At 43.4% G+C, this 14,662-nt stretch carries 13 protein-coding genes; 4 read left to right on the top strand and 9 right to left on the bottom strand.

What is annotated here, in order from left to right; all coding sequences use genetic code 11:
• The first annotated feature begins 180 nt into the window (after positions 1-180).
• Entirely contained in the window at positions 181-1,251 is a 1,071-nt protein-coding gene (locus CSX02_RS07610; protein WP_099386230.1) for an Mbeg1-like protein, read from the top strand.
• On the opposite strand, the gene nudC is transcribed toward CSX02_RS07610, so the two are convergent.
• Both nudC and CSX02_RS07600 read right to left on the bottom strand, forming a co-directional pair.
• A complete protein-coding gene (gene nudC / locus CSX02_RS07605; RefSeq protein WP_207653760.1) occupies positions 1,252-2,130 on the bottom strand; it encodes an NAD(+) diphosphatase in 879 nt (292 codons plus the stop codon). It abuts the gene before it with no gap.
• Positions 2,106-2,630: an SseB family protein gene (locus CSX02_RS07600; RefSeq protein ID WP_099386229.1), complete on the bottom strand. Its 525-nt coding sequence runs from the start codon at positions 2,628-2,630 to the stop codon at positions 2,106-2,108. The genes nudC and CSX02_RS07600 overlap by 25 nt, the downstream gene beginning before the upstream one ends.
• 136 nt (positions 2,631-2,766) lie before the next feature.
• On the opposite strand from CSX02_RS07600, the gene CSX02_RS07595 reads away from it, so the two are divergent.
• A complete protein-coding gene (locus tag CSX02_RS07595) occupies positions 2,767-3,198 on the top strand; it encodes a hypothetical protein (protein ID WP_099386228.1) in 432 nt (143 codons plus the stop codon).
• Between the two features lie 73 nt (positions 3,199-3,271).
• Here the strand turns inward: CSX02_RS07595 and CSX02_RS07590 are convergent, their stop codons facing one another.
• Positions 3,272-4,699, bottom strand: coding sequence for a uracil-xanthine permease family protein (locus tag CSX02_RS07590; RefSeq protein WP_099386227.1), 1,428 nt, complete (start codon positions 4,697-4,699; stop codon positions 3,272-3,274).
• 187 nt (positions 4,700-4,886) lie between these two features.
• On the opposite strand from CSX02_RS07590, the gene CSX02_RS07585 reads away from it, so the two are divergent.
• Both CSX02_RS07585 and CSX02_RS07580 read left to right on the top strand, forming a co-directional pair.
• The gene (locus tag CSX02_RS07585) at positions 4,887-5,336 is read left to right on the top strand and encodes a LytTR family DNA-binding domain-containing protein (RefSeq protein WP_099386226.1); all 450 of its coding nucleotides are present in this window, start codon (positions 4,887-4,889) and stop codon (positions 5,334-5,336) included.
• A gap of 16 nt (positions 5,337-5,352) precedes the next feature.
• Positions 5,353-6,141: a hypothetical protein gene (locus CSX02_RS07580; protein WP_099386225.1), complete on the top strand. Its 789-nt coding sequence runs from the start codon at positions 5,353-5,355 to the stop codon at positions 6,139-6,141.
• Positions 6,142-6,175: 34 nt separating this feature from the next.
• On the opposite strand, the gene CSX02_RS07575 is transcribed toward CSX02_RS07580, so the two are convergent.
• The 6 genes from CSX02_RS07575 to CSX02_RS07550 all read right to left on the bottom strand — a co-directional run bounded on the left by CSX02_RS07575 (position 6,176) and on the right by CSX02_RS07550 (position 14,596).
• Positions 6,176-6,757 carry a hypothetical protein gene (locus tag CSX02_RS07575; RefSeq protein WP_143248159.1) on the bottom strand — a complete coding sequence of 194 codons (582 nt, stop codon included), beginning with the start codon at positions 6,755-6,757 and terminating at the stop codon, positions 6,176-6,178.
• 192 nt (positions 6,758-6,949) lie between these two features.
• Positions 6,950-7,450 (bottom strand): DUF6553 family protein, encoded by a 501-nt coding sequence (locus CSX02_RS07570; RefSeq protein ID WP_031546298.1) that lies wholly within the window; start codon positions 7,448-7,450, stop codon positions 6,950-6,952.
• Positions 7,451-7,465: 15 nt separating this feature from the next.
• Positions 7,466-8,311: a TraX family protein gene (locus CSX02_RS07565; RefSeq protein WP_099386223.1), complete on the bottom strand. Its 846-nt coding sequence runs from the start codon at positions 8,309-8,311 to the stop codon at positions 7,466-7,468.
• Between the two features lie 25 nt (positions 8,312-8,336).
• Positions 8,337-10,799, bottom strand: coding sequence for a glycogen/starch/alpha-glucan phosphorylase (locus tag CSX02_RS07560; RefSeq protein ID WP_031546294.1), 2,463 nt, complete (start codon positions 10,797-10,799; stop codon positions 8,337-8,339).
• 35 nt (positions 10,800-10,834) lie between these two features.
• Positions 10,835-14,014 (bottom strand): isoleucine--tRNA ligase, encoded by a 3,180-nt coding sequence (gene ileS, locus CSX02_RS07555; RefSeq protein WP_031546292.1) that lies wholly within the window; start codon positions 14,012-14,014, stop codon positions 10,835-10,837.
• Between the two features lie 387 nt (positions 14,015-14,401).
• Positions 14,402-14,596, bottom strand: a complete 195-nt coding sequence (locus CSX02_RS07550; protein WP_099386222.1) for a PspC domain-containing protein — start codon at positions 14,594-14,596, stop codon at positions 14,402-14,404.
• Positions 14,597-14,662 lie beyond the last annotated feature (66 nt).

Raw genomic sequence — 14,662 nt, 5'->3', positions numbered from 1 at the left:
ACGAACCCTAGGTTTTTTGGCTTGTTCGTATGCTTTTGCCGCGCTGGCATGCATACGAACTCTAGTTGCCTCTTGACAAAGGTCATTACATATCAGGTTTTCAGGATGTCAGGCAATACATACTGTGAATGGTAACCATATGTTATAATAGATTCAGACAAAATATCAGGAGGGGGTTCTATGGGTGATTTGTTTGAATATTTAAAATGGAGAGGCGATATGCGCTTTGAGGACAGCCTGTTTACCGAAGTGGACGGTCTGATTCTGTCTGCCTTTTCCTATATCAATCCACCACCGGAATTACAGAAAAAAAAGAAATATACCATTGCAGATTTGAATGAAGCGATGAATCGCCTCCCTCTTGTCGAGCAAAAGAAATCCATCCGCAATGACAACGATCTGAAATTGCTCAAAGTGCTTGCAGGCAGTATCCGCTTTGGGCAGATCCGAATTCTGGCTTTCACGGAACGCATTGACTCCGAAAACGAATCGCAATTTGCCGCATACAGTTTGCAATTGTGCAAAAACAAAACGGCGGTTGTATACCGTGGCACAGACCATACCCTCACCGGATGGAAAGAAGATTTTAATATGAGTTTTCTTGAAAAAATACCAAGTCAGGTACAGGCGCTCGAATGGTTGCAAGAAACTGCCGCGCATAAAGGTTCTTTGTATTTGTGCGGGCACTCAAAAGGCGGCAATCTGGCAGTCTATGCAGCGACCACCTGCTCAAGGGACATCGCATCACGCATTGCCGATGTCTATAATTATGATGGTCCCGGATTTTCCACAGCCTTTGTCAAACAGCCTTCCTATCAGGACATGCTTCCCCGCCTGCACACGCTGGTACCGGAAAGTTCCATTGTCGGAATCCTGTTTGTACATGAGGAGCCATATGAATTTGTTCAGAGCAAGAATATGGGCATCGCACAGCATGAGCCCTACAGTTGGAAAGTCCTGGGTGGTTCTGTCATCCGCAGTAGCAATTCCACCAATCCGGATATGAATTTTGCATTGCAAAACTGGCTTGGCAGCATGACGAATACGCAACGAAAAGAAGTTGTGGAGCGCCTGTTCGGTCTATTGCAGGAATCCGATGCCAGCAATCTGGAAGATATCGCAAAGCTCAAAACCGTCCTTGCCGCCGGCAGACAGTACAATACCTATTCCGAACAGGAAAAGGCCCTTCTTGCAGATGCAATCAAGGCCTTTCGTATCGCTGTAACCAATAGTTTTAAAAAGAAAAAATAATCAGATTTCTCCGCGTCGAAACGCTTCGATCATCGTTGCCGTCAGACTGCGGAGATTCTTGTTTTCCGCAATATCCGCCCGCTTCACCCAGCCGGCAGTTTCGAGTTCCTGCCTGTCGATCATTATATCTGCGTTTCCGTCGAGATCACAATAATATCCCAGCAGCAGATTTCGGTCATATCCCCATGGCTGACTGCCAAAATAGGTGATATTCTTTACCCGGATTCCGACTTCCTCGCGCACTTCACGCGCAACTGTTTCTTCCGGTGTCTCTCCGATTTCACAAAATCCGGCCAGCAGCGCAACTCCCTTGTACTCACGGCCGGCATAGCGGCTTGTCATCAGGGAATCTCCATTGCGCACCGCCACAATCACCGCCGGACATATTTTCGGAAAATGAAGGTGCCCGCATGACGGGCAGACCATCGTCCGCTCTTTCTGTCCGAATTCATTTTGTGCACCGCAATATCCGCAATAGCGATTGTTGCGATACCAGACATATAAATGATAAGCGGTCATTCCCGCAAAACACAGTTCCATCGGTTCCGCTGTCCGAAACATTCTGATACTGCGATATTCCCATTCTTCAGACGCGTTTGGCATCTCATCCCAATTTTTCCACAAATAAAAAGCATCCTCATCCAATGAGAACAGATAACATAAATCCTCCTCATTCACCTGAGCATGCTCTTTTAATTGTCCAACCGTCGGATAGACGATCGCAGACTGCCCTGCTTCGACCAGTACTGCTGCATCGCGCTTTTCTTTTCCGGAAAAGGCAATGACATAATCGCCCGACCTCGGACTGCATTGACGAAATTGGTTTTGAAAGCGTCCAGCTCCAATCTCCTGAATCATATCGCCATCGTCCTTTGCCAATTTGATTTCTGCTGATACATCTGCGCAATGCGGAACCTGGTCACCATACAACCCCCGTCATCAAACGGATTGATGCAGATTCCTCCACAATTTTCATCGCGGCATACAGCAGAAAACAAATAATCAAGCGAAATCACATAATCTGAATTATAATAATGTGCTTTTGTGCTCCGATAAGCAGCGAGTGCATCCGTATAGATTGCAAAATAGAATTTGCCATCACTTCCCGGAATCATCTCGATTTCCACTTCATCATCAAACCGTCCGTTGCGTGCGCTCATATGAATATTAAAATCCTGCATCAGTCCACGCAAAAGAAGCGGAAGCATATACTCTCTCGCCGCATCGCTTGTTAACTTGCGAAAATGACGCGCACCTTTTTTCAGTTCTTCCAAATAACGTTTCTCATTGCAAATCCTTTTGCCGCTTGGCTTAAGTGCCAACTCCGCATCCCTGCGTGGTGAGGAAAATCGATCCTCTCTCGCAATGATCTGTCCCATACTTCATATATCGGACAAAACTGCAAAATCCTAACCGCAGGACTCAATATTTTTAATGTGACTTTCATGTGACTAAAATTCCTTAAGATTATTACAAAAGGGACGATATAATCGGTAGAGTAAGGAGGAAACTTGTATGCTATCCAATATAAGCTTACAATTAGCTGTTCTCGCCTCTACAACAATTCATGATGACCGCATTCCGCTCAGCAAATATACCAACACCTTTGCCGTTGGAAATTTGATATTAATGCTGCTGACCGTAATCGAAGCAATTATCACTGTTGCATTGGCGATTCATATGTACAACAAATCGGATGAATATCACCATTTGAGTCACAATTCCAAAAGCGATTCTCCACAGCAACTGCAGTCGAATCACATGTCGGCCGCAATGAGCGTCCCGGTAGCAGCAATTGCCATTGCTGAATTTTTCTTTACAGAAAATATTCATATGCCGGTTGTATTGTTTGACCGATACAGCATCGTAATGGCATTGTTTCTATGTTTACAATCGCTGGTATCATTTCGTTCTATCAAAAGTGGGACGAGATGTATCACTCCATAAACAAAATCATAGCACAAAAAAACCCGTGGAAATTCCACGGGTTTTTTTGCACAATTAGAATTGCTCATCCAAATTATAATTCTGTTTCCAGTTCCTCTCGTTCCTTTTTGTTATGCAAAAATACATTTGCAAGAATTCCAAGGATCAATGCTGCTGCCACTTCTGTAATGGTAACTGCACCAAATGTCACTTCCAGTCCACCGATTCCGGCAATCAAAATCACCGATACCGTAAACAGATTAGAATTCTCATTGAGATCCACATGCTGAATCATCTTCAAACCGCTGACAGCAATGAATCCATATAATGCGATACAAATACCACCCATGACGCAGCTAGGAATCGTAGCCAGGAAAGTCACAAACGGTCCAACAAATGAGAATACAATACAAAGAATTGCAGTTGTTACAATGGTCACAACGGAAGCATTTCCGGAGATTGCCACGCATCCAACCGACTCACCGTATGTGGTGTTCGGACATCCACCGAAGAAAGAACCCACTGCAGATCCGATACCGTCACCAAGCAAGGTGCGTGAAAGACCCGGATCCTTCAACAAATCGCGCTCGATAATGGATGACAGGTTCTTGTGATCTGCGATATGTTCTGCAAATACTACAAATGCAACCGGCACATATGCCACTGCGATGGTTCCGATATAAGCTGCCATGCTGCCGGCATTTCCAAATTCGTAATTGCCGGAGAAAGCCGTCAGGAATGTGAAGTCCGGAACCCACTTCATGCTCTGGAATTTACTAAAATCAATGACCATCAATGCATCAATTCCGCAGTTGGTTCCAATTACCGTGCATACTGCTGCAATCACATATCCAGCGCAAATACCGATAATAAAAGGAATCATCTTTAACATCTTTTTGCCATAAACAGAACAGAACATGGTCACAAACAAAGTAACCAATCCAATGCCAAGGCAAAGATATCCGGATGCAAGCTGCTGTGTTTCCTGAGTCACAATATTGACCGTCTCACCGGATTCTGTCACAGCCTGTGTCACTACATCCACAGTCTGTTTCACATTTCCGGAAGTCAGATCACCGATTGCATTGCCTGCAAGAGACAATCCGATAATTGCAACGGTCGGTCCGATTACAACAGCCGGCATGATACGATTCACCCAGCCTACACCGACAAACTTGACAACAATTGCAATCAGTACATAAACCAATCCCGCAAAACATGCTCCGAGAATCAATCCCAGATAGCCAAGTGACATAGAAACCCCACCGGCAAAAGCGGCAAACATGGAACCGATAAAAGCGAAGGAAGAACCTAAGAATACCGGGCTCTTAAATTTGGTGAACAGGAGGTACACAATTGTACCGACACCGGCACCAAAGAGCGCTGCAGATGCAGACATGTCATTTCCGATAATCGCCGGAACAGCAATCGTTGCAGCAAGAATCGCAAGAACCTGCTGAAACGCGAAGACAAGAGTCTGGCCAAATCCAGGCTTGTCCTCTACATTGTAGATCATTTTCATAATTTTCTACCTTTCCTAATATGATATTGTACGGGCACACACACCCAACGAAAATTATGTCACACGCATATCCCTTTGTCAATTTAATTAACCTTTGACCGGTCTTTTTTTACCTGTTACCGTTTTTCCCTTTACCCGGTCCGGCAAGTTCCATATAATGTGACTATACAAACAAAGGGGGTTCTGAATGAAAATAAAAATTGAAACAGATGCTTCTCTTGAAGAGGAGGAATTAATCATTCGATGCCGTGATTTAAGCGAAGATACCATCGAATTGCAACGCAAACTCCAGATGCTGTTAAAAACGCAGGCCACATTACCTGTCAGCAACGGCGAGCTCGACTACTTCCTCCGGTTTCCCGAAATCATTTTTCTTGAGACAGACGGCAATCGTGTCGCGGTCCATACCAAGACACAGATATATTCTACGAAGCAAAAATTATATGAACTCGAAGAGTTGCTTCCATTCAATTTCATGCGCGTCTCAAAATCAACCATCTTAAATGTAAAGGAAATCCGAAGCATTCACAAAAACATTACCGGTGCAAGCGAAATTGAATTTGCGGATTGCATCAAAAAAACTTATGTATCCAGAAGCTACTACAAAGCTTTGATTGACAAAATGACACGATCATAAAAACGAGGTGATATCTATGACACATAAAAAAATAATCAGCAAACAAACCAAATCAATCATTTACGGAATCCTGTTAATCCTGTTTGCCGTTGCTTTGATTCTCAATGCCGCCGGTGTTTTTGAAGGATTTCATTTCACAATCAGTCCGGTACAGATTATTGTGACTCTGATCTGCATCTGCTGTCTTGTGAACAGTATCCAGACACTCTCTTTCGTTGGAATTACACTTTCTATTTCAGTTGCACTTGTCATGTATCGAAATGAACTGCAGATTCCGGCTTCGCTCAGCTCATGGCTGCTTGTATTTGCAAGTTTTTTGATTGGTTGCGGATTTGACTGGATTTTTCGCGGACCAAAGAAAAAAATGAAACATCGCAAACACAACCATTTCGAATTCACATATCATAGTGATGATGACCACAAACAAAAAAAGGATGATGATTCGGTTGTAGATTCTTCCTTTGTTGACGAACGTCGAATCCACCTGTCTAATTCCTTTGGCGAGTCCATCCGCTATATCAAAAGTCAATCTTTTGAGCATGGCGAATTCGAGAATGGTTTTGGCAATCTGGTCGTTTATTTTGAGAATGTCCAATTTGCCGGCCCTGCTGCAAGCCTGTCCCTCGATAACGGTTTCGGAAGCATGAGTCTGTATCTGCCAAAAACATGGCGCCTTTCACTCTCTGATGACAGCGGATTTGGTTCCGTAGAAATTCATGGAACTCCATCTACCGACAACGATGCTCCGCTTCTAATGATTCAGGCAGATAACGGATTTGGACATATTGATATTTATTGCGAATAAAACTAAGAACCGGATGACATGTCATCCGGTTCTTTTATTCTATATATCCCTTTACTTGTTCCACAAATCGACTTAAATCCTGCGAATCCAGCTTTATTCCAATTTCACCATCAACTTTTTTAACCTGAGCATATGCAACATTTAATGAACTCACTTTACTACCATTAACAACAAATCGACCCTGTGGTCCGCCTAAAACAGTATAAGAGCCGTCATCATTTTTCTTTGCAAAGATAACAAATTGATCATTCTTTTCCGGAAGAGGATCATCTTCTATTTCATAGATGGTATCATCGACAATACCTCCTGTCATATGCATAATAATCTCATCATGATCTTCACAATTTAAAATTGATTCCGTCACTTTTAAAGAATAATCCGTACAAGGAATTCCTCCTGCTATCGTCCCCTCTTGAACGGTTTGTTTTACCTTTACAACTGCAATTAAATCGCTATTTTCTGTCAATTCCTGAACATCCGCATACCCATATTCCCAACTTGCAGTCATAAACTCTTTTTGATATGTCTTTTTCTCATGAAAGCTGCAAATGAATACTACTAAAATTGAAGCAACGATAATAATGCCGACCGCAATCAATGGTTTTTTTACTCTCATATCGTTTTCCTCCTTGAATTTAATACAATGCATTAATTCCTTTAATGGGTTCATAATCACAGCTCCATTTGTATGATCCATCCCAACTATATTTATTGTACTCCCCAGCCCCCCCCAACTTCAAGTCAATTTAACTCAGTCGGAGAAATTTCTTATATCATAAAAAAGAAGTATAATTGTCACGAATGACAATTATACTTCCTCCTTCAAAATCACTTCTTTATGAATTTCCAACTGTTTCATCAGTATCCCATTCAATACAGAAAAATAGGATTCCAATCCAAATTTCTCCGGATATTCAATAGTAGCCAAAGCAATATCATGTATCACTTTATTCACCAATGCTTCTTTACTGATTGGTAATAGCCCAAACATCGCAGAGCCATATGTCTTGTCTCGAAAGCATAAATCCATAATTTTGCAAGCAAAGTCTTCCCACTGCTCATAATAAACAGCTTTGCTCTCCTCATCAGCTTCTACATATGCATACAAATTCAAATCTTCCATGTAACGGATCAATACTTTCTTGCGATGTTTCATGCCAAACCAGGTAACACCCTGTTCCGCACTGTTTTTTATCATTGTCCATGCACGAATATAAGTATCTGTCTTTCCCGTCTGATCAATTGTATAATGTCGCTGATGCATGATTTCATCACGCAATGCCTGCTGTTTCTCTGTCCATTCCTGCATGGTATCCCTCCCATATTAAAATTTGGCAAAAATCGGAAGCCCGATTGCTGCAGCAATCAAAGTCAAAACCAGCAAATGTACCGGATAAAATCCATAGAAGAAATACTTCATCTGCTTGCCCCGTTCTCCATTATAAAAATAGACCGGTAAAAGCATCAAAATCGCAATAATTTCTATATTGGACTGCAGACTCAGCACTCCAATTGCAAGTGTCAAACCAATGATGCGATAATTGCGAAGCAGATACATCACCAGAATTGCAGCCACGCCAAACTGTCCGTAGTCTGTTCTCAGGATATATGCAGCAATCATTGCAATTCCGGCAATGACAATCTGAAGCAAAACGCGAAGCATCATCCATGCCAGGCCACGCAGTTTCTCACTGTCTTCCTTTTCATAGAATGCTGTACGCAGAGCTTCCATCGCCCACATGGCAAGCATTCCGATTCCCAAAGTCCAAAACACATTTTGATGTGCCAGCAATCCAATCCAGTGTGTATACCAATGAACGCCGTCATAATTGTCATACCAGTAATTCGCATATGAAAATGCCAGATCAAACGGCAGCTCCGATATCACAGCGAAGACCAGCAACCGTAATGCGTATTTGCCGGCGCTTCTCGTATAAAGGAAACCTTCCACCAATAGATAAATAAAAATCGGGAAAGCCATTCTGCCAATCAGACGAAGAATATAATATACGATTACCCACGCCTGACGATTTTGATTGATTACTTCAAATGTATAACAATTGAGTGCCCTCTCCAAAATTGCAGCTGCGGTATGGTCAATCAGCATTGTAATGATGGCTATCATTTTCAATGTGAAACCGTTGATTTTTCCTCTTGGATTATAATCCACAATATTCCTCCTGCATCTTCATTTCTTAAAATAACGAGGTGCGCACCTTTATTTTTTCCAAATGCCAGATATCATCCACATATTCCTGAATGGTCCGGTCTGATGAAAACTTTCCGACACATGCGACATTCATGATTGCACTCTTTGCCCATGCGCTGCGATTCCTATAATATGCCGCAACCTTTTCCTGTGTCTGAATGTAGGAGCGGAAATCTGCAAGAATAAAATAACGGTCTGCAGGATTGTCCGGTCTGTCATTCAGGAAATAATTGTACAATGAGCGGAACAATTCATAATCTCCATGCGAATAGGTTCCGTCAATTAATTGATTCAGCACGCGGTTGACATCCGGATCATTGTTATAAATATCTCCCGGACGATAATTATGATTGCGCTCAAATCCGATTACTTCCTGTGCACTCAAGCCAAAGATAAACATGTTCTCTTCGCCGACTTCTTCAAACATCTCTACATTTGCGCCATCCATTGTTCCGATGGTAAGAGCCCCGTTGAGCATGAATTTCATATTTCCGGTTCCGGATGCTTCCTTTGAAGCGGTCGAAATCTGTTCTGAAACATCGGCCGCAGCATAAATCCATTCTGCATTGGAAACCTTGTAGTCCTCGATAAATACCACTTTGATTTTTCCGCCGATCGAAACATCATGGTTGATCACATCCGCAACATTGTTAATCAGCTTGATGGTATTCTTTGCATTTCGATAACCGGCTGCAGCCTTTGCACCAAAGATAAAGGTACGAGGTACAAAATCCATATCCGGATTGTCCTTCAACCGGTTGTACAAATACATCACATGAAGGATATTCATCAACTGTCTCTTGTATTCATGCAATCGCTTAACATGAACATCAAAGATGGAATCCACATTCACTTCAATTCCGGTCTTTTCGAGAATATATTTCGCAAGCCGCTTTTTATTTTCGCGCTTGATTTCCATAAATTCCTTCTGCACTTTCGGATCGTCTGCCTTTGCAATCAGTTTGCGTGTCTTTTGCAAATCAGTCTCCCATCCTTTTCCGCAATATTTCGTCACAAAATCTGCCAAAAGCGGATTGCCATGCGCCAGGAATCTACGCTGTGTGATTCCGTTTGTCTTATTATTGAATTTTTCCGGGAACATTTCGTAAAAGTCTTTTAACGACTCATTCTTTAATATTTCCGTATGCAGTCTTGCCACGCCGTTGACAGAAAATCCTGCAGCAATTGCAAGATTTGCCATACGCACCTGTCCATCATAAAGGATGGCCATCGAACGAATCTTGTCTTCATTTCCCGGATAACGGTCCATAATATCAAGTACAAAGCGACGGTTGATTTCGTCCACAATCTGGTAAACGCGTGGCAAAATACGCTCGAAGATATCAATCGGCCATTTTTCAAGCGCTTCTGCCATAATGGTATGGTTGGTATATGCAACACATTGTGTCGTAATCTTCCACGCCTCATCCCAGGAAAGGCCTTCCACATCAATCAGGATACGCATCAACTCAGCCACTGCAACAGTCGGATGCGTATCATTCATCTGAAATACCACTTTTTTCGGCAGCTGTTTTAAGCTTCTGTGATGCTTTTTATATTTTGCAATCGCTCTCTGAATGGATGCAGACACAAAGAAATATTGCTGTTTCAAGCGCAATTCCTTGCCCTGAATATGCTCATCATTCGGATAAAGCACCTCGACAAGTGTGCGTGCCAAATTCGACTCTTCAACAGCTTTATGATACTGTCCCTCATTGAATGAAGTCAGCGAAAATTCCACTTCCGGCTGTGCATCCCAGATAATAAGTGTATCCACAACATGATTGTTATAACCTACAATCGGAAGATCATATGCGACTGCATTTACCGCCTGATAATCTTCATGAATAAAATCCATATTGCCATCTTCGCGCATTTCCATGCGCACATGACCGCCGAATCTGACTTCATAGCAGTATTCCGGTCGCTTCATTTCGAAAGGATAACCGTTTTTCAGCCAGTTATCCGGCACTTCCACCTGAAAGCCTTCAACAATCTGCTGTTTGAACATTCCATAGCGATAGCGGATTCCACATCCGTATGCAGGATATCCAAGCGATGCAAGAGAATCCAGAAAGCATGCCGCCAGACGACCCAAGCCGCCGTTGCCGAGTGCTGGATCCGGCTCCTGCTGCTCTATGGTATTCAAATCCAGACCGATCTCCTCAAGTGCTTCTTTCACCTGCGCATAAGCTGTCATATTAATCAGATTATTGCCCAGTGCACGTCCCAGCAAAAATTCCATGGACAGATAATAAACCGTCTTTGGCTCATCTTTTTCCATCACCTGCTGTGTCGCAATCCAATCATCCATAATCATATTTTTGACTGCATCCGCCACCGCCTGGAAGAGTTCCTCCTGTGAAGCCTCTTCCAGATTTTTGCGGTACATATTCTTGACATTATCGGAAATTTGTTTGATAAAGATTTTTTTGTTAAAAGCTTTCATGTCCTGCCCCTTCCCCGATACTGAACCATTCGCATTTATGCTAATTTTTCAACTGACAAAGTAACCGTCTCTCCGTTGATATTCCACTCTTTTTCAAAGCCACTCAGAGTGGTTGCAATTTCATTTGCAAGTACCTCGGCTTTGATATTCTCGCCGAATTTGTTGAAGATTGCAGTCACTTTCTCATCTGCACGATAGCCGACTCTGATATGATCCATCACTTCAAAATCAGCCTCCTTACGCATGGTTTGAATCTTTGAAATCAATTCACGCTCAAATCCTTCTTCGAGCAATTCCGGAGTCAGATTGGTATCCAATACCACGGTCACTCCATGATCGGTTGCCGATACAAGTCCTTCCATCTGAACAGCCTCAATCAAAAGATCCTCTTCGCCGAGTGCCTCTTCGTTGCCGTCAACGGTAATGGTCAGGCTTCCTGTCTCCTTTAACTGTGCCATTGCTGCCTGTCCGTCAAGACCTGCAAGGATTTCCTTCACCATATTGATATTCTTGCCGAAGCGGCGACCGAGGGTCTTAAGCTGTGGCTTGAAATTGTAATTGGTCAATGCACTGACATCATCTGTTGCCTCAATTTCTTTGACATTCAATTCGTCACGAATGATATTCAAATAGAATTCAGACAAGTCATCTTCTGCTTTCACATACATCTTGCCGATTGGCTGACGATTCTTGATATTGGATTCGTTACGGCATGATCTTCCGAGTACAACTGCCTCAAGTACCGTTTCCATATCCTCCTCAAGCTTTGCATCGATCAACGCCTCGTTGACAACCGGGAAGTCGCATAAATGGATGGATTCCGGTGCAGATGCATCGATGGAACAAACCAGATTGCGATAAATTTCTTCGGTCATAAACGGAATCATCGGAGCGGCTGCCTTACAGATGGTTACCAAAGCAGTATAAAGGGTCATATAAGCATTGATCTTATCCTGCTCCATTCCTTTTGCCCAGAAGCGTTCACGGCTGCGGCGTACATACCAGTTACTCATCTCATCCACGAATTCTTCGAGTGCACGGGCAGCTTCCGGAATTCTGTAATTTTCAAGGTTCTCATCAACAGCCTTCACTGCTGAATTTAATTTGGATAAGAGCCACTTGTCCATAACGGTTAATGACTTTTCATCCAGGCTGTATTTGGTTGCATCAAATCCATCGATGTTTGCATACAATACGAAGAATGCGTACGTATTCCACAAAGTACCCATGAATTTACGCTGTCCCTCCATAACAAGCTTTCCTGAGAAACGCTTTGGAATCCATGGAGCGGATGCGGTATAGAAATACCAGCGGATTGCGTCTGCGCCATACTGCTCGAGTGCTTCAAACGGATCTACGGTATTTCCCTTTGACTTAGACATTTTCTGTCCGTTTTCATCCTGTACATGTCCGAGCACGATGACATTCTCATAAGGCGCCTTGTTGAATAACAGGGTAGACTCTGCCATCAGGGAATGGAACCATCCTCTTGTCTGATCCACACCTTCCGAAATAAATTTAGCAGGGAATTGCTGCTCAAATACTTCTTTGTTCTCGAACGGATAGTGATGCTGTGCAAACGGCATCGCACCGGAGTCAAACCAGCAGTCGATTACTTCCGGCACACGATGCATGGTCTTGCCACACTTCGGACACGGATAGGTCACTTCATCAATATATGGTCTGTGAAGTTCTACCTCTGCAGACTTCGGATCACCGGTCTTTTCCGCCAGTTCAGCGCGGCTGCCGATGCACTCCTGGTGTCCACACTCGCACTCCCAGATGTTGAGCGGAGTTCCCCAATAACGGTTACGGGAAATTGCCCAGTCCTGAATATTCTCAAGCCAGTTGCCAAAACGGCCGGATCCGATGGATTCCGGAATCCAGTTTACGGTATTATTGTTGCGGATCAAATCATCGCGAACCGCGGTCTCCTTGATATACCATGACTCACGTGCATAGTAAATCAACGGTTTATCGCATCTCCAGCAATGTGGATATTCATGCTCAAATTTCGGTGCATCAAACAGCTGATCTCTTGCATCAAGATTCTTTAACACTTCCGGATCTGCATCCTTTACCCACATGCCTGCGAACGGAGTCTCTTCTGTCATCTCACCCTTGCCATCGACAAACTGTACAAATGGCAGATCATATTTGCGACCTACATTGGCATCATCCTCACCGAAAGCCGGTGCGATATGAACGATACCGGTACCGTCTGACATGGTAACATAATCATCACATGTTACGAAAAAGCCCTTCTTGTTCTGCTTGTCGGCAACTGCCTTTGCACATTCAAAGAGCGGCTCATATTCTTTTCTCTCAAGATCGGTTCCCTTGTAAGTTTCAAGCACTTCATACGCTGCCACTGCAGGTGTACCGGCTTCTTCGTCCGCAGCCTTGGCCAGCTTGCCAAGCACGGTGTCCAACAGCGCCTGTGCCATATAATAGGTATATCCGTCTGCAGCTTTTACCTTTACATAGGTATCATTCGGGTTCACACAGAGTGCGACATTGCTTGGAAGGGTCCATGGTGTTGTCGTCCAAGCCAGGAAATATGCATCCTCCCCCACAACCTTGAATCGAACGATTGCAGAGCGCTCTTTTACCGTCTTGTATCCCTGAGATACCTCTGCGGTAGAAAGCGGGGTGCCGCAACGAGGACAATAAGGTACGATTTTAAAGCCTTTGTAAAGCAAACCTTTCTTCCAGATTTCTGAAAGTGCCCACCACTCAGACTCAATGAAATTATTGTCATAAGTGACATATGGCTCATCCATATTTACCCAGAAACCAACGGTTCCGGAGAAATCTTCCCACATGCCCTTGTATTTCCATACAGATTCTTTACATTTGGTAATAAACGGCTCCATGCCGTATTCTTCAATCTGCTCTTTTCCGTTTAAGCCGAGCAGCTTCTCCACTTCCAGCTCAACCGGCAGACCATGGGTATCCCATCCTGCTTTACGCGGCACATATTTGCCCTTCATCGTCTGGAAACGCGGAATCATATCTTTAATGGTACGGGTCTCTACATGACCGATATGTGGCTTTCCGTTTGCCGTTGGCGGTCCGTCATAGAATGTATAAGTCTCGCCCTTTCCTTTGTTTCTCTCCAATGACTTGTTAAAGATGTCATTTTCTTTCCAGAACTTCTCAACCTCTTTCTCGCGGTCAACGAAATTCAGGTTCGTATCAACTTTGTTGTACATGTTTTGCCTCCTTCAGCAATGGTTAAAATGTTTCTCTGTTTGCAACCAGGACGCAGAATACAAAAAAAAGCTGTGTCCGTAATCGGACACAGCAAAAAAGCTACGCTTAACCACCTGATTACAATGTACTTGAGCATGCGCTCGCATACAGGTTCCCTTTAACGCTGGAAATGCGTCGTTGCTTACTGATCAAAAATTTTCAGCCCCGCGACTCGGGAGTGATGTTCATCATCTCACTACTAACACCGGTTCACACCTGCTCCGGCTCTCTGAAGCGTTCATGAAATCATTACTGTCTCCGTCAAAGTCTTTCATATATAAACTGACAATAGTTTACGCTCCAAGCGCCAAATTGTCAAGAGATAGTGCCATACTCTGATCTCAACTTTAGTAAATTGGATTATTCGGCATCACAAGTGCTGCAATCAGATATGCAAGTAATCCTGATCCAAAACACAATGCCAGAACCACCCATGCCAGTCTGACCAATGTGGAATCCACCTCAAAGTATTCTGCCAGGCCTCCACATACGCCGCAGAGTTTCTTATCGCGATTGCTCTTATATAATTTCTTTGGTTCCATAATAATCCCCTACTATTAGTATTAGTCATAGTCTTTCTTTACCTTTTCAATAGGTTCGACTATGCT

This window comes from Agathobacter ruminis, from assembly GCF_002735305.1.
Lineage (GTDB): Bacteria > Bacillota > Clostridia > Lachnospirales > Lachnospiraceae > Roseburia > Roseburia ruminis.
Note: the sequence above shows the minus strand (reverse complement) of the source record. Positions and strands in the feature narration are given on the sequence as shown.